Source organism: Alkalibacillus almallahensis (assembly GCF_011761495.1).
GTDB classification, from domain to species: Bacteria; Bacillota; Bacilli; order Bacillales; family Alkalibacillaceae; genus Alkalibacillus; species Alkalibacillus almallahensis.
On sequence record NZ_JAASRU010000009.1, the window covers coordinates 14163 to 40285 of the forward strand.

Sequence of the window (26123 nt, forward strand, 5' to 3'; positions counted from 1 at the left end):
AAATGAAATAAATTAGTAATTCAATCCGTGTCCGAATTCGTATAAGACACCATCATCAAGTGTCGGAATCGTCACTGGTAATTGTCCTGTTGGTTCGTTTTCACCGAAGATGGTCGCAGCTGTTGCATCAAAACTTGCTTCGTTAAAGCCGTACTGTGCTAAATAACCATCGACATTAGGATAAGCCATAATGTCGTATGGGTTCCGAATACCGACTGAAATAACAGGGGCATCGGTCATACTATCTAGTGAATTAATCATGGACATAACAGGATTATCTGGTGATCTGCCATTGACATTATACGTGTAAGAACCAGCAATGACTGCGTCTGCATTGGCTATTGTTTCTTGGTCGCTTTCGGATAAATTGCCTGATGACTCAATCACAGTCGTTTGGTCATGATAATTAGCGACTGCATTGCCTAAATCGTTCACAAACGTATCACCGACGACCACGATTTCGCCTTGATTATCCTGGTTAAGTGGAAGTGCTTCGTTTTCGTTCTTAACCATCGTAATGGATTGATTAGCAACGTCTTGTTCAAGTTGTTGATGCTCATCTGCACCTACGATTTCCGTTGCTTTTGCAATTTTATCCTCAATCGGTGTCGGGTTTTCCTGTTTTATAATACCGCGTTCGATTTTCAAGCTTAAAATACGTTCAACTGATGCTTCGATTCGTTCTTCGGAAATTTCACCTTCATCGATTGCTGTTAATAAACCATCCGCGACTTCCTCTAAGCCGACTGGCATTAAGACGATATCACTTCCAGCTTTCACAGCTCGAATGGCTGCATCTACTGTGCCGAAGTGGTCCGTAATGGCGTTCATGTTCATCGCATCTGTCGTAATAATACCGTCATAACCCATATCCTCGCGCATTAATTCTGTTAAAACTTTGTGCGAAAGGGTTGCTGGTAATGTGACTTTTTCACCCGTTTTCTGAGACGTTACTTTCGTGTCGTCGATTTGCGGGAACGTCACGTGTGCTGTCATGATCATGTCCACGCCAGCTTCCATAGCTTGTTGGAAAGGTGCTAGTTCCACTTGCTCTAATCGTTCGCGGTCATGTGGGACTTCTGGTAAGCCTAAATGTGAATCGACATCCGTATCACCATGACCAGGGAAGTGTTTAGCTGTCGCTGCGACACCAGTTGATTGCAGACCTTCTGTATAAGCGATGCCTAAATCAGCAACTAAATCAGGATCTCCACCGAATGAACGCACACCAATAACGGGGTTATCTGGGTTATTATTCACATCCATAACAGGTGCGAAATTTGTATTAATACCTAATGACCCGATTTCACGCCCGATGGCTTGACCGACATCATAGGCCATATTTTCAGAACGCGTTGCACCGAGTGCCATATTGCCAGGATAATCAGTACCTGACTGTAGACGTGTGACAATGCCGCCTTCTTGGTCAATCGTCATCATTAAACCGAATTTTTCGGAGGCTTGTTGATAATCATGGACCAACCGCGCCGTTTGTTCTGTTCCTTGTACGTTTTCAGCAAATAAAATCACACCACCTAAATGGTACTCTTTTACAAGCTGTTCGATTTCCGGAAGCATTTCCGTTACGGCTTCACCGTCATAGTTCCGAAAGTCAGGCATTAACATTTGTCCTAACTTTTCTTCGATCGATAGCTCGTCTAAAGCGTGCTGAATCATGTCATAACGTTCGCCTTGTTCTTTCACTAAAGAAGGCTCCGATTCAGGTTTGCCAGGCCCTTTTTTACCAGACTTAACTTTATAATCGACAGCAATTCGATCTTCATAATCACCATTGGTTACTTTAATAAACGTTCTGCCATTTTGTCCGGTAAGGGTGACTTCGCCATTGTCGTTAACAGTGGCGACATTTTTATTTGTGGACGACCATTCTATGCCTTCTGATACTTGCTTGAAATGGCCATCATCATAGACATTTAAGGCTGATAATTGAAATTGGTCAGAATCGATTGTGGCATTCGCTTCAGGAACATTTTCTAAGAGGATGAGATCTTGAGGAGTAGGTTGTTCTTGTGCTTGGGCTGATTGGCTTTGGATACTTAATCCAACATTCGATAAAACAAACATAACGATAACAGTTACAATTAACCATTTCCGTGCATGGTTCACGTTAGCACCACCTCAAATTATGTTTTTGTTGTACGAGTAGCTTATGTGTTTTTCTGTGAGGATAAACAGAGTAGATCTAGGTGAGAGATAGAAAGCGCTTTCAAAATTGTGATAAAATTTTGTTTCACCTCCTTTCTATAATGATGAATTTAAAATTCAGAATAAGATTAACATTGTGACAATTTAGTGTCAAACGGAGGTGGAATGGCGGTGAATTAGTGTTTTTGAGTATAAAGTTACAGTGAGTTGAACGTTTTATGTGGAAAATTAGGACAAAATGAATGGAAAATAGAGAGGGAAGTGAAATTTTGTCTTTAGAAACATCGAAAAATAGATAGAATGTCATGTTTTTGGTTGATGAGATTTACGAATTGGTTTTAAGTGCGCTATTGGTAGGGATCAGAGGGAACTATTGAATTTGATCATAGTTTAATTTCAAAAAGGGTGGAGATGAGTGTGAGTTTTTGAATGGGTCATCAATTTACTATCGAAGAACTAGATTGATCACCGATAAATCATGTTTATCATCGAGTTGGGGCAACTTATCATCGCGATTTAATAAATATCATCGAGTTATAGAGGTTTACCATCGAGTGAGGGTGAAATACCATCGCCATTTTTTATTTATCATCGAGTTGCATTCATTTATCATCGTCCGCTGATATATATCAGCGACTGCGCGTATTTCTCAAATATGAAAAGCCCCCGCGCCTTATCAACGCAGAGGCTCAAGTTTACTTAATCCTTTCTTCCGTTTCGTTATCAAAAAAGTGGACTTTATTCATATCAATTGCTAGTTTAATATCGTCGCCGGCATTTACTTCAGAGCGGGCGTCGACACGTGCAATGAAATCTTGCTCGTCGAGTTTGGAGTATAGATAGGATTCTGAGCCCATGAGTTCGGCGACTTCAACGTTTGTCGTGAAGGTGGAACCAGGGGAATGCTCGATGAAGACAGGTTCGTCATACATGTCTTCAGGGCGAATACCTAGGATAGCGTCTTTACCGACATAATCTTTTTCGCGTAAGATTTTCATGCGACCTTCTGGAATTTCTAGTGAAACCGAATCGCCAATTTTGAATGAGCCGTCTTCAATGTGACCTGAGAAGAAGTTCATCGCTGGTGATCCAATAAATCCTCCGACGAAGACGTTATCAGGGAAGTCGAATACGTCTTTCGGTGTTCCAACTTGCTGGACGATGCCATCTTTCATGACGACGAGGCGAGTTGCCATCGTCATCGCTTCCGTTTGGTCGTGAGTGACGTAAATCGTCGTTGTCTGTAAGCGCTGGTGAAGCTTCTGGATTTCAGTACGCATTTGAACACGTAATTTCGCATCTAAGTTGGATAAAGGTTCGTCCATTAAGAAGACTTTAGCATCACGCACGATTGCACGACCCAGTGCGACACGCTGACGCTGACCACCTGATAATGCTTTCGGTTTACGGTCAAGAAAGTCTTCCAATCCAAGAATTTTCGCAGCATCATGCACTTTCTGTTTGATTTCATCCTTTTTAAACTTACGTAATTTTAACCCGAATGCGATGTTGTCATAAACGCTCATATGCGGGTAAAGCGCATAGTTTTGGAAGACCATCGCGATATCGCGGTTTTTCGGTGGCACGTTGTTTTTCTGCTCACCATCAATCATCAAGTCGCCTTCTGTAATTTCTTCGAGGCCGGCAATCATTCGTAATGTTGTAGATTTCCCGCAACCAGAAGGGCCTACGAGTACAACAAACTCTTTGTCGTCAATGTCTAGGTTGATATCTTTCACGGCGTGTACATTTTTGTCATAATACTTATTAATGTTATGTAACTTTAAATCTGCCATTTGACTCATCCTTTCTATAAGACTATTGTAAATTAAAACGCTTTCATAAAGAATAGACAAGGTGCACAACATTGTGGCATGATTTATGTGCACATTGCTATTTAAAGCAGGGAGGTTCACAAGATGACGATCGTATTAGGTATTGATGGAGGCGGCACAGGAACACAGGCGTTGGTTGCGGATGAAACAGGACATGTATATGCTTCGGCAACTGTTGGACCCACGAACCCGAATGCCGTGAGTCGCTCACAATTAAAGGAAACAATCACCACCTTAATGACTGAATTACATTATGACGATCCGACAGCTTTTAACAAGATTGCTCGTGGTTTTGCTGGCATGTCTGGTTCTGGCGATTCTGAGAAAAGTCATCTTGTTGAGACGGTCTTAGCTGAGGCTGCACCAGATTTCCCGATTCGAGTGGATAATGATGCGATCAATGCTTTATACGCTGAAACCTTAGGCGAACCTGGCATTGTTCAAATTGCTGGGACAGGTTCGATCACGTTTGGTCTAAATGAAATGGGCGAAACCGCTCGGATCGGTGGCTGGGGCTATTTATTTGGTGATGAAGGAAGCGGTTATGCGATCGGTCAATCTGCTTTAGAAGCTATTTTCCAAGCTTATGACGGCAAAATGGAAGCAGATGTGATCACACGACATATTTTAGCTTACGCCCAAATTCAAGACGTGCCAGATTTGATCCCGTATATTTATGAATCACCAAGTCCCCGTGAATCAATCGCTAAATTAACGCGCCCCGTGTTTCAGGCTTACGATGAAGGCGATGATTTAGCGATTCGTCTGATTCAACAAGCTGCCGATGATCTTACGTTTTCGGTGCAGACGATGTTAAACCGTCATTTCAAACATAATCAAGAAGTCGTCTTAGCTGGTGGTGTGTTTAAACGTCGTGATGTTTTGCCAACGATCCTCAATCATCAGTTGTCCGCCCTTGTTATAATGCTTGAACGCGAACCTGTTGTCGGCGCTGTCGTTGCGGCCTTACAAGATGCGGGTGTATTGGTTCAATCTGAGTTCAAATCCTCTGTCGACAAAGCTTCTAATAATAAATCGGCTAAATGAACAGCGCGCATCGTGTCTGTTTGTTCGGTTCGTTCGATGCCAAGTTTCATCTGTAATAAACAGCCTGGATTCGTCGTCACGATTGTGGTTGCCCGCGTTGTGTCGACGTTTTCCATTTTGTGATCTAAAATTTGCATCGACATCTCAGGTTGTGTCAAATTATAAATCCCTGCTGATCCACAACATTGGTCAGCGTGTGGCATTTCGATATAGTGAGCCCCTTCGATCGCTTGAATGAGTTGTCGCGGTGCATCGGCCACCCCTAACACATTCCGCAAATGACATGAATCTTGATAGGTGATGATTTGTTGATCGATGTTTAAAGCCGCTTCATTAGGAAAATCAAGGTCCATTAATACGGTTGAAAAATCAACAATTTTATCCGTAAATGCTTTTGCTCGTTCAGCCCATTCTGCATCGTTCTCTAATAGATGATCATAATCGTGTAAAAACGCGCCGCAACCGCCAGCGTTCGTGATGATATAATCGACGTCTGCTTGTTCGAATGCTTGAATATTTTGCTTCGCCAATTCTTTAGCTCCCGCTTTTTTCCCGCTATGACCGTGGAGTGCTCCACAGCAACCTTGTGTATCAGGCACGACGACATCACAACCTGCTCGATTTAACAATGTGATCGTAGACTGGTTCGTCTCGTGAAACAGTGTATCCATGAGGCACCCTTTGAACATAGCAGCAGTTGCTTTTGTTTGATCGGTTTCACTTGGAAACGTGACTTCACGATGTTGTTTCGCACGTTTCGGTACGTCGGGTAAGACGCGTTCCATTTGTTGCATATGGTCAGGGAAAAAGTTCATCACTTTTAATTTCCGAGCTGTTTTTTGCAAGCCAGAACGTTGGTAAAACCGTAATAAACTCGTGGCTTTACCCATCTTCTCTTGGTCGGTAAAAAGCATATTCAGCGTCGTTTTGCGTAGAGCTTTTTCTTGAAGCGGGACATCTTTATGTTCGTAAAAGATCGCGCGCGCTTCTTCTAACATTTCCCCGTAATTGACACCTGCAGGACATGCTGGTTCACAAGCTCGGCATCCTAGACAAACATTCAGCGATTCTTCGACTTCATGAACATCATCAATCTCTCCGTCTCGAACAGCCATCATAAGTGAGATCCGACCGCGAGGCGAGTGGACCTCATCTTGGGTCTCGACATAAGTTGGACATGCCGGTAAACAAAAACCGCACTTCATACAATTGAGTAAATCATCTTCACTGATTCGTTCCTGAAAGGCTTGAGTGATCGCTTCACTCATCGACCTCACCTCCTGAACGGTGAAATATTTTGCCTGGATTCATAATGTGCTCGGGATCAAAGGCTAGCTTAATTTGGTTCATTAGTTGGATCCCTTCATCACCGACTTTCCAAGCTAAGTAGGGTGATTTCATTTCGCCAACGCCGTGTTCACCAGTGATCGTGCCACCTAAGTCGATTGCTTTTCGGAAAATGGCGGCGAATGCGGCCTCTACGCGTTCCCATTCGTCTTTGTCACGCAAGTCGGTCATGCAAGTGGGGTGCAAATTGCCATCACCCGCGTGGCCGAATGTCGCAATATTGACGTCATGCTCTAAGGCAATTGCCTCAATTGCTTTGACCATCGTCGCGATTTCAGATCTTGGGACCGTTGCATCTTCTAAAATAGTCGTTGGGCTACGTTTTGCTAAGGCTGACAAGGCACTGCGCCTCGCTTCTCGTAACTCGGCCGCTCGTTCTTCCGTTTCAGCGATTTGAGTCGTGATGGCCCCGTGTTCAATCGCGATCCCTTGAATGAGTTGAATATCATGTTCGCAAATAGACGGCGGCCCGTCTTGTTCGATCAGTAACACCGCTTCAGCATCTGTCGGCAACCCGACGTGCGTGTAATCTTCAACAGCTTGAATTGTCGCTCGGTCAATGAATTCTAATGTGGCAGGCGTTAATTTATTGGCAATCACTTGAGAAACCGTTTCCGCAGCGCGTTCGATCGAATCAAAAGAGGCTAATAAGGTTTGTTTTGACTCAGGCAACGGAACGAGTTTGAGTGTTGCTTTAGTGATGATTCCTAATGTTCCTTCAGATCCAACGAATAAACTGGTCAAGTCATATCCCGCGACATCTTTAACGTTTTTCCCGCCTGCTCGGATCACATCTCCATTTGCGATTACCGCGTTGACGCCTAGTACATAATCCTTCGTCACACCATATTTTAAGCCACGCAAACCACCAGAGTTTTCATTTATATTACCACCAATTGTTGAGATCTTCATCGAACTAGGATCAGGTGGGTAAAATAACCCTTTAGCTTCTACAGCTTCGCAAATATCACCTGTTATCACACCTGGTTGTACGGTAATCGTCAAATTGTCTTCATCGAGTTCGAGAATACGATACATTCGATGGAACAGCAAAACAACCCCGCCCTGAGTCGGTGTCGTGCCTGCCGCTAGATTTGTACCAGATCCTCGTGGCACAATAGGTATTTGATGATTAGCACAAACCGTAACGATTTCTTTAATTTCTTGCTCACTTGCTGGAGCCACCACAGCCTCAGGTTTTGTATTAAAATTCGGCGTCGCATCGTAAGCGTACGATAATAAAGAGGACTGCTTCGTTTGTACATGCTCATCGCCGACAATGTGTCGAATTTCTTGAATCCATGTCATAGTCATCGTAACCTCTCTGGATATTTTTTTGAAAAGTTCTTAAATTTATTATAATATGAAAAGCGATGTGTTAAAATAAAATTACATTAAAAAATCAAAATTTTAAAATATATATTTAAATTGTAACAGAAAGTAGTGGTCTGTTTATGATCATCAATCATGTGCGAATTTTTCTTGAAAAGCAAACAATTGAAAATGGCTCGCTTGAGTTTCAAGACGGTCAAATTGTCGGTATTCATGAGGAACCAATCCAAGATCAAGGAGCGATTGATGGAAGTGGATTCAACATGATTCCAGGTTTCATCGATACCCATATTCATGGAGCCAATGGTGTTGATGTCATGGATGGGACGAGTGAAGCGCTCACAACGATGGCTCAAACGTTACCACAAGAAGGAACCACGTCATTTTTACCGACAACGCTAACAAGCGAACCATCGCAAATCGAACAAGCATTAAAGACGATTGCTAATTATGAGCAACAAAAAGGTGAAGCTGAAGTTCTTGGGGCTCACGTTGAAGGGCCGTTTATCAACGAAAAGAAAAAAGGTGCTCAACCCGCAGAACATATTCGTTTGCCAGATCGATCGCTAACCCAAGAATGGCTTGAGACTGGTGTAGTAAAGGCTATGACGTTAGCACCTGAATTAGACGGCGCCAATGATGTGATGCGATTGTTAAATGATCATGCCGTTGTTGTCTCAGCTGGACACACAGATGCGGATTATCAATCGATTCGTTTAGCGAGAACGCATGGTTTAACTCAATTAACCCATTTATGCAATGCCATGAACGGCATTCACCACCGCGAAGTGGGAGCAGTCGGCGCAGCGGGATTACTCGATGATTTACAAAGTGAACTCATCGCAGACGGCATACATGTCGTTGATCCTATGTTGAAGTTAATTTATGACATGCTGGGCCCTGAAAAGATCACGCTAATCACAGATAGTATTCGAGCTAAAGGGTTAGAACCTGGAACCTATACATTAGGTGGTCAAGAGGTGACTGTGACGAATGGCCAAGCGACGTTAAGTGATGGCACGCTTGCTGGTAGTGTTTTAATGATGAACGAAGCGGGCAAACGCATGATGGACGTTGGTGGCGCTTCTATTCATGATGTCATTCGAATGGCCTCAGTCAATCCAGCTAAGCAGTATGGTGTTTGGAATGAGAAGGGAAGTATTGCGGTTGGTAAAGATGCTGATTTCGTCTTAGTCGACGATGAATTAACGGTTTATGCAACTTATTGTAAAGGTGTGAAAGCCTATGAACGTGATTCGAACTGAACAATATGAAACGATGAGTCAATCTGTTGCTGATGATGTGCAGGAATTTGTTAAAAAGCATGAGCATCCCGTATTAGGGTTAGCAACCGGAAGTACGCCAGTTGGTTTTTATGAATCTATACGCCAAGCACAGCCTGATTGGTCTCATGTGACGACGTTTAATTTAGACGAATATGTTGGGATTTCGCCGAATCATCCCGAAAGTTATCGGACGTTTATGGAGCGCCATTTGTTTTCCGAAATACCAGTCAATGCCAGTCATATCCCTGATGGTCAGGCGCAGGATTTAACTGCTGAATGTGATCGCTATGAACAAAAAATTGCTGAACAAGGTCCGATTGATTTACAAATTCTTGGATTAGGTCATAATGGCCATATTGGTTTTAACGAGCCTGGAACATCATTTCAGTCGCGGACACATATCGTTGACTTGGCTGAAACAACCCGTCAAGCGAATGCTCGATTTTTTGGATCGATTGATGATGTACCGATTCAAGCGATCACGATGGGCATTCAGACGATTATGGAAGCTAAGAAAATTATTTTAATGGTAAGTGGACACGGGAAAGAACATGCGTTTAATCGATTAATGGAAGGTGAGATAGACGAACAATTTCCCGCGAGTGTCTTACATCATCATCCCGATGTAACCGTGTATGTGAGTGAAGTTGAATAATGGTTATTTAATTAAAAATCGAATCGAGTTTTATATTGTAATATTTAAATAGTTGTTGAATTGTGAGTCGTGTTGGTGGCGACTCCTGGCCGATGTATGGTGCTTCCACTAAGAACACAAACGCCCTGTTTGCAAGTGGAAGTCACGAGATCATGTCGAAGTAAATCATGCGCTTGCGAGTACTCGGCGCAGAATAGTCGAAGAAGCTTAGGAATTTAGTTTATGTGGTAGGCGTCGACATTAGGCCGTCTGGACTGTTATGAGAAAAGCGCGTGTCTCGTGAACCGCTGTGATACAGCGAAAATTCCTCATTATACAGCGAAAATGGTGCTCAATACAGCGAAAATTACGCATGATACAGCGAAAACATCGCTTGATACAGCGAAAATCTCTACACTTACAGCGAAACTAAACCATTCACCGAAAGCGGATCACAATATCAACAACGGAATAGACCAGTGTTAAATTCGTTAAAAGAAAGGATGGAGGCGCGTGTCGGAATTAAAAGGTGGTCTAGTGATTTTAAAAGAAATGGTCGGTTTTTTGCCTAATTCAGAACGCAAAATTGCCGATTATATGATTCAGCATCCTGAAGAAGCGATTCAGATGACCGCAGCATCATTAGGCAAGGCGAGTCAAACAAGTAGTGCTGCCGTGATCCGTATGTGCAAATCAATTGGCTTTAAAAGTTTTCAAGAATTAAAATTACGCGTTGCAGGTGATCTTCAGCAAGGTAATGGCTCAACGGATTACCGTGACATTAAGCCGAATGAAGATACTGCGAGCGTTATTGATACCGTAACCGCTAATACGATTCAAACGATTAAGGAGTCCGTTGATGTTTTAGACAAACAAGAATTGGAGCGTGCAGTACAAGCGATTATCAATGCGGATTCGATTACATTTGTAGGCTTTGGGGCGTCATATATTGCCGCAAGTGATGCCGCGCAGAAATTTGTAAGGATTAATAAGCATGTGCATTCATTTTCCGATTTACATATGGCTGCAACGACGGTCGCGAACAAAGACAAGCACGACGTCGTGGTTGGTTTATCGTTCTCAGGTGAGACGGCAGAGGTAGCCAAAGTCCTTGGGTTAGCTAGTCAGAAAGGGATTCAGACGATAAGTGTCACGAAATATGGAAAGTCAAAAGTGGCTGATCAAGCGGATATTAACCTGCACACTTCAGCCGCACGCGAAGCGACGTTTCGTAGTGGGGCAACCTCGTCTCGTATGGCGCAACTACATGTCATTGATATGTTATTTATGAGCTTAGCCGCGCAACAATACGAGCAGTCTGTGCAATACATCGACGAAACGCGTGAAGCCATTTCTTATATTAAAAGGGACTTATAAATATTTGATGGCGATATAAGCTTTTAATGCATCATCAAAATGTCTAATGTCTAAATGAGTTAAGTCATTAAATTTATCGATGCGTTTTTGTACGGTGTTTCGATGCATGTAATGCGTTTTAGCAACTGATGATACATTAAGCTGATGCTCAATAACCGCTTCAATCGTTTCAAGAAGAGGCTCGTCATCAATAGCAGCGCGTAAAATACTTTGTTTGAAAAAATGCTGGTCTGTTCGATCTAATGAATAAGTTAGAAAAGGTAATAAGGCATCATTCTGTTTCAATACGACTTGTTTGTTGTCATGGAATAAGGTAGGGACTATGCGTTTTAACCACTGATAGATATTCGGTCCTTCTTGAAGGTTGTCGTGCACATCAGATTGAAAGATCATCATTTTAAAGTCCAAGTCATTCGATAAGACATCAATGACGTCATGGAAATCTAAAGGTTCTTCGCCATTGTCCAATAACTCTAGCGCAATGGTGATTCCTTGTTGGTTGGATAGGATAATTAAAGATTTGTTTAAAACATCCTCAATAGCTGGCAAGGCATCAGTCGTTTGTTTAAAAGCAATGAACCGAAAATGATTGATAGATGATGGATAATCAGGTCTCGCGTTTTCGAAATATTGTTGCCAAAGGTGATGATCATAAGGCTCTTCTTCGGCTAACGCTTTGATCAGATGATAGGCTTCATCGCTAATATCATCGCTAGGGATGCCGTATAAGATACCGTTTATATAAAAAGTTACATAATCTGAATCTGTTTCTTGTAAACTCGTTAAATTAGGATAAATAACCTTAAGTCGTTCTAGCACAAAACCTCACTCCAAATCGTTAGTGTATCTATTATAGCATGCATTTTAAATTCATGTGACAGCGTGTTGTTGAATCAATGAGGTCAATATTCAACAACTTTTATTTTCGTATATGTGAAATATTATTTCAAAAATAAAAGACTTTATTGACACAAGGAATTAATGAGGTTATAATAATTATAAATTTTCAGTCAATTGTCACAACTTTGAAAGCGCTTTATTAAATCAATGGTAAGGGAATGGGTTACATGGAATTGTCGTCATTAACAACTGAACAGCGAAACCCTAATAGCATGAATCTTGACCAGCAAAATACATATGACATTTTGAAAACGATTCATCAAGAGGATGCTAAAATTCATCAAGCAATCGAAGACTTATTACCAATCATCGATCAAGTCGTGGAAGCCGTTTACCAACGATTGTTGCGAGGAGGTCGATTGATATATGTAGGAGCTGGAACGAGTGGTCGTCTAGGATACTTGGACTCATCAGAATGCCAGCCGACGTTTATGACACCGCCTGAAATGGTGCAAACGATTATGGCTGGAGGCGTCGATGCTTTTTTCCAAGCATCAGAAGGCTCTGAGGATCAAGAGAGTCAGGGTAAAGAAGACATAGCTGTTAAAGATCTTGGCCCTTCAGATGTCGTCATAGGCATTACAGCGAGTGGAAGGACGCCTTATCCGATTGGTGCTGTCAAACATGCAAAAGAACAAGGTGCTTTTACAGTAGCACTCACATGTAATGAAGGTTCAGAAATTGGCCAGATTACAGATCAAGCTATTGATGTGGTCGTCGGACCTGAAGTGTTAACCGGTTCAACAAGAATGAAAGCGGCGACAGCTCATAAAATGATTCTTAACATGATTAGTACAACAACAATGGTTAAGTTAGGTAAAGTTTATGAAAATTTAATGGTCGATGTGCAAGCGAATAACGTGAAATTACGCGACCGGGCGAAACGGATCATTATGGATATTGCTGAAGTCACCTATGAAGTAGCAGAGGAAACATTGGCCAAAACAAACAATCATGTCAAGCCAGCCATTGTCATGTTGAAAGCTGATGTTGATTATGAGACGGCTAATCGCGCACTAGATGAAAGTGATGGCTATGTGCGAGAGGCTATTGAATTAGCGAAGCAATGATTAGTGGATGAAGTCGCATCTTAAATAAATATTTCAGATGCGTTTCAAATAATAATTTTAATCACAAGGGGGAGAACCAAGTGAATGGATTGTTGAAAAAGCAATTTGGACTTGTGTTAATGCTGATGCTTCTAGCGATGCTCATGTACGCATGTGCGCCAGATGAAGCACCAGTAGGAGATGATGGTTCCTCAGATGAAGAGGAGTCTTCGGGTGATGAAAGCAGTAGCGAAGACAGTGGCAGCGAAGGGTCATCTGACGGCGAAATTAGTGGTGAATTAGAAATCCAATATTTCGTTGGTGGTTATGGTGATTCTTGGTGGAAAGAAGTAATTTCTGACTTCGAAGAGGAATATCCAGATGTTAGCGTCACACAACACGCTGGCCCGAATATTAACGAAGAAATGCGTTCACGTTGGGTTTCTGGCGATCCACCTGATGTCGTATATATTGATGGTGCAGGATCTAGTGAAACTCAAATGGTTGAGGACGATCAGCTCATGAACTTAACTGAATGGGCTGAAGGCATTGAGCTTGAAGATGGTTCTTCATTAGTTGATAGTTTTATAGCTGAACCGTCGAAATATGACGGTGAACTTTACAGCTTACCATTAGTTTTCGACGCATGGGGAACTTGGTATGATATGAACCGTTTTGAAGAGAACGGTTATGAAGTACCTAAAGGTTTCGAAAGCTTCATGAGCACAATGGGTGAGATTCAGGAAAACGAAGACATTGAACCGTTTGTTACGACAGGTCAACACCCATATTACTTCTCACGTGGTATGTTGTACCCTGCCTTTGCAGCACATGGTGGTAATGAGCTTTTAGCTGATATCGTCCAAGGTAAAGAAGGTGCTTGGGAAACAGATGCAGCTAAAGAAGTCATGAGTAATGTTCAAGAAATGGTTGATGCAGGTTATGTTGACTCTGGTTTAGGTGCACTTAACCATACGCAGTCTCAAATGAACTTCTTACTTGGTGACAATGCCTTTATTCCAGTTGGTTTCTGGTTACCGAATGAGATGGAAGGTGACAAACCAGAAGATCTAGAGTATGGTTTTATACCATCTCCAATGAACCCAGAAGATGAACCAATGGCTATTGTTCCAGACTTAAGACCACTTGCAATTGCTGAGGAAGCTGATAATCCAGAAGCAGCTAAAGCATTTGTTGAGTTTGTCTTTACACGCGAATATGCGCAGTTATTCTCTGAGCATACAGGTGCGATTATGAACTTAGAAGGTGTAGACTTAGCGAATAATGAAAATGTTCCTGAATATTTAATTCAAGCGAACGAAATGATTAACGATCCAGAGCAAGTTGAGATCTTCTATAAACCGCATCCAATGAGTGCTGACCTTGAAACGCCGATCAGTGACTCGCTCGTATCATTATTACTCGGTAACATAACAGCAGAAGAATTTATTCAAGAAGCTGAAGAAGCAGCGGCTGATTACCGAGAAGGACAGGAATAACAAATTGTATGGAATGTAGCGAGGCTACATTCCATACAATTTCTACATAACGAAGATCAGGCTCTTTTCAACCTGGCGATGGTGACGTCGTCAATCTTCTTTAAACATAACAACATAAACTGAAGAAAAGAGTGATAAGCATGGTTCAAACGAAAAAACAAAAATACTTATTTCTAGCGTTTTGTCTAGTTCCGACCTTTATTATGTTTAGCATTTTTACATTATATCCGTTATTTAGTGGATTATATTATTCTTTCTTTGAATGGTCAGGAGCATCAAATACTCGTGAATTCGTAGGTTTTGATAACTACGTTGAATTATTTAATGATGAGGTCATTCCTGCAACGATTTGGCATGACTATTTTCTAGTCGCAACCAAAGTCATTGGGATTATGATTATGGCATTGTTTATTGCCGTTGCTTTAACCCAATTGAAGATTAAAGAAGCGCCGTTTTATCGCATTGTCTTCTTCTTCCCGAATATCATGTCAGTCGTAGTAATCGGTATTCTATGGATGTTCATTTATAACCCGAGTTTAGGGTTAGTGAACTCTGGTTTAGAGGTGATTGGTTTAGAAGAATGGACCCGTCCTTGGCTCGGTAGTGAAACATGGGCGTTGCCGAGTTTAGTACTTCCTTCGATTTGGGCAGGAATTGGCTTGTTTATGCTCCTGCTTATGGGCGGTATTTCTAACATATCGAAGAGCTATTATGAAGCGGCCAAGATTGATGGGGCTAATGAATGGCAGCAATTTTGGAAAGTAACTTTACCACTGATTTGGCCACAAATAAAAATATCAATCTTATATATTGTGATCACCACATTAAACGGTTCATTTATCATAGTGCAGGTTATGACTGGCGGTGGACCAAACAACTCCACACACGTGATGGGTTCATATTTATACCAACAAGCCTTCACACAGTATAACTTCGGTTACGGGGCAACCATTGGTGTTATGATTCTCGTTCTATCACTGATTACCGTTGTTCTATTACAGTTGCTATTAAGAAAAGAAAGAGTAGAGTACTAGGGGGGAGACAATCGTGAAACGTACCGTTGGTGAAAAACTAGTACGAAGTGGAATCCGTTTGCCCTTGATCTTATGGTCATTGGCCGTCTTATATCCGATATTTTGGATGTTCTTAGGGGCGTTTAAGAGTAACGCAGAGATCTATGCGAATCCCTGGGGCTTTCCTGAGGAGTTTAGTTTCAGTAATTTCGTCACAGCTTGGACAGAGTATAATATTGATACGAGTATATTCAACAGTTTCCTTGTTACAGCACTTGGGGCCGCGTTATGTCTCGTCTTAGCTGTCCCGACAGCTTATGCATTAGAAAGAATTCGCTTTAAAGGCAGCCAGATGCTTTTTACATTGTATATTTCAGCGATGATGATTCCAATGGTATTAGGTTGGATTCCATTATTCTTCCTATTAGCACAGTTTAACATGCTTGATAGTATTATAGGATTGTCAGTCGTTTACGCAATGTCACAGCTACCGTTTACGATCTTCGTTTTAACAAGTTTTATGGGCACGATCCCGAAATCTCTCGAAGAATCAGCTTCGATCGATGGCATGTCCCCGTACGGAATCTTGTGGAAGATCGTGACGCCATTAACGATGTCAGGGATCATTACGGTCACGATTATGAACGCGATTCAGTTTTGGAACGAATACTTCATGGCCTTAATATTCCTGCAATCAAGCGAGAAGTATACACTTGCCTTGGCAATTGACTTCATCAGTAATGAAGCACAGTATACGAACGCATGGGGCGTGCTATTTGCCAGTCTCGTCTTTGCGATTCTTCCAGTCATCATTTTATATTCGATTTTCCAACGTCGAATTACAAAAGGTATGACAGAAGGTGCGATCAAGGGTTAAAAGTTAAGGAAGTTGATCTTAGGTTTAGGTGAGAATATCGCCGTATAATACTACGTTTTCGCTGTATCAAAACTAAATAGCGCCGTATCGAAGGCGAGTTCGCCGTATCGAGGCAAGCTTTCGCTGTATCTTAGCACTGTTTAGCCGTATCATTATCCAAAAGCGCCGTATCGATAAAATTCTGTTTGCGGACAAAAAAGCCCCGTCACCTCAACATAGCTTGAGGAGACGGGGTTTATTTAGATAATCCCTTGCATTCTTAAGACGACTTCGGCGATTAAAGCTGATCCTAGTACGGTACCAAACAATACAAATGAAGCAACAACAATCGTGCGCCAGCCAAGTTTCATGAAGTCAGTCCATGAGCGGCCGATCGCAATGCCGGCATACGCAAGAATAGGTGTCGTAAGTGCTAGTAATTGAATTTCAGAGGTCCAAGCTACAATAATCTCACTTCCGGGTGTCCATGGCATGGAGATTAACACACCATATATCGCAATATAAGCAACGCTTGGAATATTTAAGGGCACTATTTTTTGCGTGATAAAACCAAGTAGCGACACGATAATTAACACGATCATGCCTAAAATCGCTTCAATTGAGAAAATGTCATAACCAATCCAATTCCCGATTAAGGTGACAACGCCGAAAACTGTGAGTAATAACGTCCATTCTTGAATGTTTTTAAGCATATTAAGTCACCTCATCTTTATGTTTCTTTTTAGAAAACCATTTGTAAAGCTTCTCTGTTAATGGTAATGCGATAAATATACTCACATATAGACCTGTTGATAAGGATAATAGGTTACTCGCGCCCGCATAAGCCGCAATCTGACCTTCCATTTCCGGAAATAAACTGATCAGTGATCCACTCGCTGCGGCCATCATGCTTGCGCTACCGATTCCAGATGCCATCGCAAACGATAACGGATGGATCGGTGTGACCGTTGCGAGCAGGCCTGCTAATAATCCCATGAAAATTGCACCGAAGACTGTTCCGAAAATATACATCGCCATGACACCGCGACCTTCAGGTGAATTGAAACCGAATTTATCCATGATTAGGCCAACGTTAGGTTCGCGTGCGACAGAGTGGGTCATTCCCACTGTTTCACGGCGCAAACCGAGAAGCATGGCGACAGGTAATGCAATTAACACAGTTCCAACATTACCTAACTCCTGTAATAATAAAGCGGGTCCAGCGGCAATGATCTCAGGCAGGTCTGGCCCAATGATGACGCCAATTTTGGCGAGTAATAATGCAACCCCAAGTACAATTAAGGGTTCGGATTTTTCGGATTGCTTTTCTGATATGACAGGCGTGAAATATAACATAATGCCAATAATAATAGCGTAAAGCATGGGTAATAAGATGACGACACCAGGTCCTACGGCGAATTCATGTGAACCAACAAGTTCAGCTCCTAAGACGATTAATAAGACGGTGACATGTAATCGCCAATCTTTCCAGATATTCCGAACTTCTGCATGTTGCATAATCGTTCCCCTCCTTTTTTGTGTAAAAATAAACGATGCCTTTATCAAGAAAGGTCATCGTTTTAATATTATTCAGAATAATGTATATTTTTACACAACATAACGAAAAGATGCAAGTGGTGATGCTTAATTATTTTATAAAACAAAATATAATAAACAAATGGTTAAGTAGCAGATGAACCACAATGTTAAAGCAAACAGGAGATTGCTGCGCGGTCCGACTGCGACAGGATTACTGTTAGCTAAGCCGGATAAAAGCAAGTTGAGCCCAGAGAATGGTGAGCCAATGACAGATACCATCCAGTTGGCTAGTAATCCAAAGCTTAAAAGCAAATGATCATCAGCAAAAATCGGTGAGGCACTTAACGTAATAGCTAGTGCTGTCATGGTGATGATCGGATGCACGCCAATAAATGATAAAACATTAACAATGATCAGCAGAACAGGAATCAGCACTAAGATATGCGAAATACCGAAGAAATTGATAAAGTCAATAATCCATTCACTAGCTCCCGCGCTTAAAATAGCAGCACCGAATGCACCTGCTGCAATAAATAATGATAGCTCATTCCCCATTGCTGGTAGGCGTTCTTGGGTGAATTGACCGTAACTTTTGATTAAGTCGCGCGGGCTTTCATAGACGAGGCCCCAACCGGCTGACATGACGATCGCAATGAGCGGAATAATGGTTAAAACGGATAGATCAACTATATATTCAATCGTCATAATTAATGCCGTCAAACAAAGGATGATGACGAGCAGCTCCATTAATTTTCTTTTGGCTTCTTTGACTGAAATCGTTTCGTCTGTGGTCGATTGATTCATTTCGATTGGCGTGGAATGTTTCCGTTCAAACAAAATGCCGAGGAAAATACCTATAATAGCCATGGATAATCCAATTGGGAAAATTTGAATCCAGCTAACGTCAAAATAAGATAAAATTAAAGCAACAGAAATGAAGTACGGTGACCACATGAAAGCCATCGCGAAACCGCGTCCAAGTGCGCGGGCTCTGAGCATGCGATAAGGTTGATAAGACGCCGTGTCAGTCAACTGATACATAATCGGAACCGTTCCTAAATTTATGACTGAGCCAACGCCCATGAGTGCTATTTTGACAAAGGAATACAGCTGGCCAGTGGTTTTAATGTAGTGATTGAATACGGTTTCTAGATATTCTAAGTAACGTCCCCGTTTGATAGGGATAGACAATAATGGGACAAAAATGAAAATCGCTAAAACAGAGACGTTAGTATTTAAGCCGAGAAACATGTCCCATAAACCGTCGCCAAATATAAAGATCAGAAAGGCTGAACCTAGTAATGCGCTTATTAAGATGAAAGGAATACGTTTTAAATAGGGCATGTATGTAATGATGGTCGTTAGTGCAAATAAGCTGACGAGAATACTAACCCAATCAGCTTGGACAAATTCGGATAATAAATAGGTAGACCCCATTAATAAGGTTGAGAGTGGTCGGATTATGGTTCGATTCATCATGCTGCTCCTTTCTGAAAGCTTTTGAGGTTATCTAATAAATTCCTTATTTTATTTAATTATTTTATAGGTTTATTTCATAAGTCGCTCAATTTATTTAATAAAATCGAGCAATTATTTAAAAACTTTAAGTGCTGACTACTGACTATTGTAGCTGAAGTAGGTGAGATTCGCATCCATTCGACATAAAAAAAGTCAGCGCTATGAACGCTGACGAGTGATTTAGCCGCCGAAAAAGAAGTCAAAGACATTACCAGCAGTAGATGCATTCTTATTATAAAACTCGGAGTAGCCACAATTCTTACAGAAAACCACTTCAAACTTATTACTTTGTACATCAAAAACTTTTGAAAGGGCGCCTCCTGTCATTGAAACTGTTTTACTGTCTGCATCTCTGCTTCCGCACTTAAGGCAACCATTTTCCATTTTCACCACTCCTTACTTATGATAATTTTATTTTAAAGCAATATTCTATCTTTTGAAACCGTTTACTAGTAAACTAGATAAAGGAAAAGGTAATGGATTTAGGAGGAGACAACCATGACAAAACGAAAAGTAATTTTAGACTGTGATCCGGGCCATGATGATGCAATTTCGATGATTTTGGCCAATGCGAACGAGAATATTGAAATTGAAGCCGTAACAGCAGTAGCAGGTAACGTTGAAGTGGATAAAACAGCGTTAAACGCACGTCGTGTCTGCGATATTATTGGTTTAGATGTGGCGGTTGCAGAAGGTTCTAATCGCCCGATGGTTCGTGAAACGCAAATAGCGGAATCGATTCATGGTGATTCAGGCTTAGATGGTCCAAATTTACCTGATATTCCAAAAACACCAGTGCATGATCAGCATGCGGTGGATTTGATTATTGAAAAAGTACTTGAATCAAATGGTGATATCACACTTGTACCGACAGGACCACTTACGAATATTGCGATGGCGATGGTCAAAGAGCCGAAGATCGTTCCAAAGATTCAAGAGATTGTCTTAATGGGTGGCGGCACGTTCGGTAATTGGACACCAGCAGCCGAATTTAATATCTGGGTTGATGCTGAAGCGGCAAAAGTGGTCTATGAAAGTGGCGTTCCGATTGCGATGTTTGGGCTCGATGTGACACACCAAGCACAAGCAACAGATGAAACGATTGATCGCTTTTCCAAAGTCGGCAATGACGTTTCGGAATTTGTGGTTGAGCTATTACGTTTCTTCAAGCAAACTTATAAAGATGTATTTGGCTTCGATGGCGCGCCGATCCATGATGCGTGTACAGTTGCTTACTTAATTGATCCGTCGATTTTCGATACCGTCGACGTCCGAGTTGATATCGAAACTAAGGGTGAATTTGCGTATGGCATGACATGCGTCGATCTGTTAGGTGTAACAGGTGAAAAGCCGAATGTGAAATTTGCGCAAGGCTTAGATCAAGATCGTTTCTGGAACTTACTAGAAGATGCGCTAAAATCCTATAGCTAGTCGATCGAACGAGCCGTTTTAATCGGCTCGTTTTCCTTTCTGCTTTTAATTTTTGAGATAATTGGTCGTATTAATGAACAGGCTCTGTTAAAATTCAGTGTTGATTTGCAAAAGGTGTATCACTGAGTTGTTGATTTGTGAGGAGCAAAGGCGGCGACTCCAGTGGGAACAGCGCGTGCCTCGAGACCCCGCAGGCCATGCTTTTAGGCCGAGGGATGCACCTGCGTCTTTTCGTAACGCTTCGAAGTAGGATTTCTCGGTGCAAGTTGCAATGTAGCATATTCGATGATGCAGCCTGGCTCGAGCCGTGCCCACGGAAAGCGTCCGCCGAAAGCGGATCACAATATCAACAACGGACTTTAACAGAGGCAATAAATAGAGGAGATTATTTAATAAACAGCTGAAACATGCAAAAAATCAACCGAAAGAATTTTCTTATAATTTAGTTTGTTATACAATATGATTAGCGTAACGAAATAGAAGGGGGATGGTTGTGTGCCAAAGGGGGATTGGCGTTTTCGCATAGCACACCGTGAAGCACTCATTGGTGTGGCGTTAGCGGCCTTTAATATCATCTGGTGGTACGGCTTTGCTTATACACTTGGTTCAAAGCCACCTGAAGAGTACACATACATACTAGGATTTCCGGCATGGTTTTTTTGGAGTTGTATCGCTGGGCTAGTCGTCATGATTAGTCTTGTTTATCTCGTCGTTAAATTTGTGCTAAAAGATATGCCGTTTGATGAGGAAAGGCGGGATGATTTATGAACTGGCAAGTCCTGATTCCGCTCTTATTATTACTAGCCGTCATTTTTATGATTGGCATTTGGTCGAATCGAAAACTTAATCAATCATCGTCTTTTATCAGTGATTATTTCCTTGGAAGTCGCGAACTCGGCGGTTTAGTACTCGCGATGACGATGGCAGCGACGTATGGCAGTGCTTCCAGTTTTCTTGGTGGGCCAGGTGCTGCCTATACGATTGGTTTAGGTTGGGTGCTTCTTGCGATGACCCAAGTGGCAACTGGGTACTTTATTTTGCTTGTTTTGGGCAAAAAATTCGCCATTGTCACTCGACGTTTTCAATCGGTTACGCTGATTGATTTCTTAAAAACGCGTTATCAGAGCTCAACTGTTGTCATTATTTCAGCTCTTAGTATTGTAATCTTTTTATTTTCGGCGATGGCTGCTCAGTGGATCGGCGGCGCGCATTTGATTCAGTCGATTACAGGCTTACCGTATTTAGGCGCGCTATTTTTATTCGCAGTAGCCGTTCTCGTATACGTCATTATTGGTGGATTCCGAGCGGTTGCTGTAACAGATGCCACACAAGGGATTATTATGTTCGTCGGTACATTTATTTTATTGATTGCTGTTGTCATTGCAGGTGGCGGTATTCCGAGTATCATGAATGATCTGACGACGATTAACCCCAATTTAGTCACGCCATTTGGTCATGATGGGCAGTTAAACGCCGCCTATGTAACGTCGTTTTGGATTTTAGTTGGTGTTGGTGTCGTTGGGCTTCCGCAAGTAGCCGTTCGTGCGATGTCGTATCGTGATGCTCGGTCGATGCACCGTGCATTGATGATCGGGACAGTCGTTGTCGGCGTGATTATGCTTAATATGCACTTAATCGGTGTCTTCGCGCGTCCAGTTTTACCGGGCATTGAAGTCGCTGACCAAGTGATTCCCATGATTGCACTCGAAACACTTCCGCCTTGGGTAGCAGGAATCGTGTTGGCTGCACCACTAGCTGCAATGATGTCGACAGTCGATTCGTTATTATTGCTCGTGAGTTCATCGGTTGTAAAAGATGTCTACATTAATTACTTCCGACCACAGGCGTCGAGGAGTCATGTAAAAAAGGTCAGTATCGGATTTACGGCTTTCTTAGGCATTATCGTTTTCTTATTATCGATTAATCCACCTGACCTACTGATCTATTTAAACTTATTTGCATTTGGTGGCTTGGAAGCAGCGTTTATTTGGCCGATTATTTTCGGACTGTATTGGAAATATGCGAATAAACATGGTGCGATTGCTTCTATGTTAGTTGGTATTATTTCATACATTGCGATTTATCAGTATAACCAAGCGTATGGTGACTTATTAGGCGTTCACACGGTAACCATACCTGTCGTGTTATCTTGTATAGCTTTTGTAGGTGTTAGTTTATTGTTCAAGCAAAAACCGTATTATTTTGAGGAGGCATTATCATGACAAAGATTCCAAATGATCTCGTTGCAACATTTTCAATCGTCGGTCGCGACCCTGAAACAGGGGAGCTCGGCATCGCCGTTCAGTCAAAATTTTTAGGTGTCGGTGCGGTTGTCCCGTGGGCTGAAGCGGGAGTAGGTGCTATCGCTACGCAATCGATGGCTAATACTGCATACGGTCCAGAAGGATTGGCTTTGTTAAAAGAAGGGAAGTCAGCGCAGGAAGCACTCGATGAATTAACATCTAAAGACCCTGATCAAGCGATGCGCCAAGCTGCCATCATTGATGCAAATGGTGGCGTCGCAACGTTTACGGGTGACGGCTGTTACGATTGGGCTGGTGGCAAAACCGGCGACAATTATAGCGCTCAAGGCAATATTTTAGTGAGTGAAGAAACTGTTACTGCTATGGGACGTGGCTTTGAAGAAAAGACTGGCGAACCATTAGCTGAACGCTTATTACATGCATTGAAAGAAGGTCAAAATGCTGGCGGTGACAGTCGTGGTAAACAATCAGCAGCACTGTTTGTCGTGAAAGAAAAAGGTGGCTATGGCGGTTATAATGATCGTATGGTCGATGTGCGTGTTGATGACCATGTCACACCGATTAAAGAATTGGAACGGATCTTCCGTTTACACCAATTGTATTTCACACGTACCAAGGAAGAAGATATTGTCGACATTGATGATGATTTACGAGAACAAATCGTTCGTCGTCTAACGCAATTAAATTATTTACACGACGCAACGGATGTTACGTACCGAACTTTTTATGATGCCCTTGCAGGTTACATTCATAATGAAAACTTTGAAGAACGTGAACAACCTGAAGGTAAAATTGATTATAAGTTGTACCAGTATTTAATGTTAGAGAAGTAATATATAAACCTGCACGCCTCAATATTAGGTGTGCAGGTTTTTGTATGGACATTTTTCATCGACTAATGGGGTCGGTCTTACCACCGTATGTGGTGGGTTACCATCGAGAAAGTGTCATTTTCCATCGAGTTCTGGCGCAATACCATCGACTTTATGACATTTTCCATCGAGTTTTGCAAAATACCATCAACTTTACAAAATTATTGCCCGGGAAATAAGTCGATTTCCCAAACATAAAATCAGATTTTGAAGAATATCGACAAACCAAGTAATGATTCGTATAAAAAAGACGTTATGATTAACAGATCGACAGCTAATCATGCTAAACTATGACTAAGATACTTGACGTTTGGAGGAAATGTGATGCGTTTTGTGAGTTTTGAATACAATCAACAATATTTATGGGGAATTGAAGCGGATGATGGGATCTATTATTCTGAGAAGTTGTTAAGCATTTTTCCGACATTAGATGCCGTGATCGAAAATTATGATGAGCTGAATATTAATGAAGAAATTAATCAACATATCTCTCGTCATGATGTGACTTTGCTTGCACCGTTTCGTCCGAAGAAAAACATTATGTGTATTGGCAAAAACTATCGTGAGCATGCATTAGAAATGACTAATCAGGATGTTTCGCAAATTCCTGATCACCCCGTCATTTTCACCAAATCACCAAGTGCGGTTATAGGGCCGAACACACCTGTCGATGCACATCAGCAAACAACGTCGCAATTAGATTATGAAGGCGAATTAGCCGTGGTTATTGGAAAGCAAGGTAAGAATATTACAGAAGCTGACGCGTTAGATTATGTGTTTGGTTATACGTTGTTAAATGATATTACCGCTCGTGATTTGCAAAAGAAGCATCAACAATTTTTCCGTGGTAAATCACTCGATACGTTTGCGCCTTTTGGTCCATCGATTGTAACGCCTGATGAAATAGATGATGTTCATAACCTCGCATTGCAAACCTATGTTAACGATGAATTGCGCCAAGACGGGCATACATCACAAATGATCTTCGATGTACGTCACTTGATCGCAACCTTATCAGATGGGATGACGCTAGAACCAGGTGATGTGATTGCCACAGGGACGCCGAGTGGTGTGGGGAAAGGGTTTGATCCCCCGAAGTTTTTAAATCCAGGTGATTCAGTAAGAATTGAGATCGAACAAATTGGTCAACTCGTCAATTCCATTGAGTAACTACCAGCCGAATTGGTTGAGTTTTTGATAATAGTTAATGAGAAAATCATAGAAAACTTGCTCAGATGGTGCGACTTCACGGTGTTTAGGTCGCACCATGCCAATGGTACGGGTCATATTGGGTTCAACTATATTTAAGATTACCGTGTCTTGGTTGCGGCGTTCTTGTAGTGAAATTTCAGGAAGCAAACTAACTCCTAATCCGGCAGACACTAGGCCTTTAATCGTGTCGATATCCTCACCTTCAAAAGCAGCTCGAGGTTCAAAGCCAACTTGCCGACATGCATTTACCACTAAATCCCTCATGATATAACCTTGGCGAAACAACACAAATGGTTCGTGTCGTAACTGATCTAATCGCAAATGCTCATAATTTGCGAAAGGGTGTGTCTTTGGTAAAACCGCTTGAATATTTTCCGTGAAAAAGATATCCCCTTTTACTTCAGCATGGTTGAGCGGCACAGGAGATGTGAACGCTAAATCAATTTGCCCAACTTTTACGGCTTCGATTAACTCATGAACTGTCCCTTGTTGAAGTTGGAAGCCGATTTGTGGATGCTCTTTTCGAAAAGCTGCAATCACTTTTGGCAAGGTCTTTGCCGCTAGACTGGTCGGAAAGCCGAGACGAATCGTACCTGATTCAGGGTTTAAAAACTCGCGCACGTCACGTTCTGCATTTTCAATTTCCGTCATCGCTGACTTAATTCGTTCAAGAAAAACCTCACCGACAGGGGTTAATCGAATTTTCCGCCCACCACGAATAAATAGATCTACGCCAAGCTCTTCTTCTAAGTTCGCCACTTGTCGACTCACTGCTGATTGAGCGACATGTAATTCCGCTGCAGCTTCACTAACATGTTCTAATTCGGCCACTTTTATAAAATATTTTAGTTGTCTTAACTCCATATCTATCAACCTTTGTAAGCGCTTCATCTCAATTTGCGATCGTTTTGATCGAATATATATATTGAAAGCATAACAGAAAAGG

The 26123-nt window shown here is 41.9% G+C and carries 24 protein-coding genes; 14 read left to right on the forward strand and 10 right to left on the reverse strand.

Features of this window, described 5'->3' with window-relative positions; genetic code table 11:
* Positions 1-12 precede the first annotated feature (12 nt).
* Both FHR85_RS08985 and FHR85_RS08990 read right to left on the reverse strand, forming a co-directional pair.
* Positions 13-2085, reverse strand: coding sequence for a glycoside hydrolase family 3 protein (locus FHR85_RS08985; RefSeq protein WP_167262645.1), 2073 nt, complete (start codon positions 2083-2085; stop codon positions 13-15).
* A 776-nt stretch (positions 2086-2861) separates the two neighbouring features.
* Entirely contained in the window at positions 2862-3962 is a 1101-nt protein-coding gene (locus tag FHR85_RS08990; RefSeq protein ID WP_167262553.1) for an ABC transporter ATP-binding protein, read from the reverse strand.
* Positions 3963-4085: 123 nt separating this feature from the next.
* Here FHR85_RS08990 and FHR85_RS08995 point away from each other — a divergent pair, with 123 nt between their 5' ends.
* Positions 4086-5048: an N-acetylglucosamine kinase gene (locus FHR85_RS08995; protein ID WP_167262554.1), complete on the forward strand. Its 963-nt coding sequence runs from the start codon at positions 4086-4088 to the stop codon at positions 5046-5048.
* On the opposite strand, the gene FHR85_RS09000 is transcribed toward FHR85_RS08995, so the two are convergent.
* Together FHR85_RS09000 and FHR85_RS09005 are read right to left on the reverse strand one after the other, a co-directional pair.
* Positions 4991-6316, reverse strand: coding sequence for a (Fe-S)-binding protein (locus tag FHR85_RS09000; RefSeq protein WP_167262555.1), 1326 nt, complete (start codon positions 6314-6316; stop codon positions 4991-4993). The genes FHR85_RS08995 and FHR85_RS09000 overlap by 58 nt on opposite strands.
* Positions 6309-7709: an FAD-linked oxidase C-terminal domain-containing protein gene (locus FHR85_RS09005; RefSeq protein WP_167262556.1), complete on the reverse strand. Its 1401-nt coding sequence runs from the start codon at positions 7707-7709 to the stop codon at positions 6309-6311. The genes FHR85_RS09000 and FHR85_RS09005 overlap by 8 nt, the downstream gene beginning before the upstream one ends.
* A gap of 140 nt (positions 7710-7849) precedes the next feature.
* Between FHR85_RS09005 and nagA the strand changes: the two genes are divergently transcribed.
* From nagA to FHR85_RS09025, 4 genes are all read left to right on the forward strand, one after another.
* Positions 7850-8992, forward strand: coding sequence for an N-acetylglucosamine-6-phosphate deacetylase (gene nagA, locus FHR85_RS09010; protein ID WP_167262557.1), 1143 nt, complete (start codon positions 7850-7852; stop codon positions 8990-8992).
* Positions 8973-9668 carry a glucosamine-6-phosphate deaminase gene (gene nagB, locus FHR85_RS09015; protein ID WP_167262558.1) on the forward strand — a complete coding sequence of 232 codons (696 nt, stop codon included), beginning with the start codon at positions 8973-8975 and terminating at the stop codon, positions 9666-9668. The genes nagA and nagB overlap by 20 nt, the downstream gene beginning before the upstream one ends.
* Positions 9669-9947: 279 nt before the next feature.
* On the forward strand, positions 9948-10133 hold the full coding sequence (locus tag FHR85_RS09020) for a hypothetical protein (RefSeq protein ID WP_167262559.1): 186 nt from the start codon (positions 9948-9950) through the stop codon (positions 10131-10133).
* Positions 10134-10160: 27 nt separating this feature from the next.
* Positions 10161-11024 (forward strand): SIS domain-containing protein, encoded by an 864-nt coding sequence (locus FHR85_RS09025; RefSeq protein ID WP_167262560.1) that lies wholly within the window; start codon positions 10161-10163, stop codon positions 11022-11024.
* On the opposite strand, the gene FHR85_RS14570 is transcribed toward FHR85_RS09025, so the two are convergent.
* Positions 11019-11843 carry a helix-turn-helix domain-containing protein gene (locus tag FHR85_RS14570; protein ID WP_167262561.1) on the reverse strand — a complete coding sequence of 275 codons (825 nt, stop codon included), beginning with the start codon at positions 11841-11843 and terminating at the stop codon, positions 11019-11021. The two genes, FHR85_RS09025 and FHR85_RS14570, sit on opposite strands and share 6 nt — an antisense overlap.
* A 248-nt stretch (positions 11844-12091) precedes the next feature.
* Between FHR85_RS14570 and murQ the strand changes: the two genes are divergently transcribed.
* The 4 genes from murQ (at position 12092) to FHR85_RS09050 (ending at position 16362) form a co-directional block, all read left to right on the forward strand.
* The gene (gene murQ / locus FHR85_RS09035) at positions 12092-12994 is read left to right on the forward strand and encodes an N-acetylmuramic acid 6-phosphate etherase (protein ID WP_167262562.1); all 903 of its coding nucleotides are present in this window, start codon (positions 12092-12094) and stop codon (positions 12992-12994) included.
* Positions 12995-13113: 119 nt separating this feature from the next.
* Positions 13114-14472, forward strand: a complete 1359-nt coding sequence (locus FHR85_RS09040) for an ABC transporter substrate-binding protein (protein ID WP_208379652.1) — start codon at positions 13114-13116, stop codon at positions 14470-14472.
* Between the two features lie 140 nt (positions 14473-14612).
* Positions 14613-15506 (forward strand): carbohydrate ABC transporter permease, encoded by an 894-nt coding sequence (locus tag FHR85_RS09045; protein ID WP_167262563.1) that lies wholly within the window; start codon positions 14613-14615, stop codon positions 15504-15506.
* Positions 15507-15519: 13 nt separating this feature from the next.
* Positions 15520-16362 carry an ABC transporter permease subunit gene (locus FHR85_RS09050; RefSeq protein WP_167262564.1) on the forward strand — a complete coding sequence of 281 codons (843 nt, stop codon included), beginning with the start codon at positions 15520-15522 and terminating at the stop codon, positions 16360-16362.
* Between the two features lie 239 nt (positions 16363-16601).
* Here the strand turns inward: FHR85_RS09050 and FHR85_RS09055 are convergent, their stop codons facing one another.
* The 4 genes from FHR85_RS09055 to FHR85_RS09070 form a co-directional block, all read right to left on the reverse strand.
* Complete coding sequence (locus FHR85_RS09055) at positions 16602-17054, reverse strand: hypothetical protein (protein ID WP_167262565.1); 453 nt, start codon at positions 17052-17054, stop codon at positions 16602-16604.
* Position 17055: 1 nt separating this feature from the next.
* Positions 17056-17859, reverse strand: a complete 804-nt coding sequence (locus tag FHR85_RS09060; RefSeq protein WP_167262566.1) for a DUF3100 domain-containing protein — start codon at positions 17857-17859, stop codon at positions 17056-17058.
* Positions 17860-17994: 135 nt separating this feature from the next.
* Positions 17995-19356 (reverse strand): hypothetical protein, encoded by a 1362-nt coding sequence (locus FHR85_RS09065; RefSeq protein WP_167262567.1) that lies wholly within the window; start codon positions 19354-19356, stop codon positions 17995-17997.
* Positions 19357-19578: 222 nt separating this feature from the next.
* Positions 19579-19782: a zinc ribbon domain-containing protein gene (locus tag FHR85_RS09070; protein WP_167262568.1), complete on the reverse strand. Its 204-nt coding sequence runs from the start codon at positions 19780-19782 to the stop codon at positions 19579-19581.
* Positions 19783-19896: 114 nt separating this feature from the next.
* On the opposite strand from FHR85_RS09070, the gene FHR85_RS09075 reads away from it, so the two are divergent.
* From FHR85_RS09075 to FHR85_RS09095, 5 genes are all read left to right on the forward strand, one after another.
* Positions 19897-20829 (forward strand): nucleoside hydrolase, encoded by a 933-nt coding sequence (locus tag FHR85_RS09075; protein WP_167262569.1) that lies wholly within the window; start codon positions 19897-19899, stop codon positions 20827-20829.
* A gap of 495 nt (positions 20830-21324) precedes the next feature.
* Positions 21325-21597, forward strand: coding sequence for a DUF997 family protein (locus FHR85_RS09080; RefSeq protein WP_167262570.1), 273 nt, complete (start codon positions 21325-21327; stop codon positions 21595-21597).
* Positions 21594-23051: a sodium/pantothenate symporter gene (gene panF, locus FHR85_RS09085; protein ID WP_167262571.1), complete on the forward strand. Its 1458-nt coding sequence runs from the start codon at positions 21594-21596 to the stop codon at positions 23049-23051. The genes FHR85_RS09080 and panF overlap by 4 nt, the downstream gene beginning before the upstream one ends.
* Entirely contained in the window at positions 23048-23926 is an 879-nt protein-coding gene (locus FHR85_RS09090) for a DUF1028 domain-containing protein (protein ID WP_167262572.1), read from the forward strand. Before panF ends, FHR85_RS09090 begins: the two co-directional genes overlap by 4 nt.
* Before the next feature lie 363 nt (positions 23927-24289).
* Entirely contained in the window at positions 24290-25135 is an 846-nt protein-coding gene (locus FHR85_RS09095) for a fumarylacetoacetate hydrolase family protein (protein ID WP_167262573.1), read from the forward strand.
* Here FHR85_RS09095 and gltC read toward each other — a convergent pair whose 3' ends face one another.
* Complete coding sequence (gltC, locus tag FHR85_RS09100; RefSeq protein ID WP_167262574.1) at positions 25136-26041, reverse strand: glutamate biosynthesis transcriptional regulator GltC; 906 nt, start codon at positions 26039-26041, stop codon at positions 25136-25138.
* Between the last annotated feature and the right edge of the window lie 82 nt (positions 26042-26123).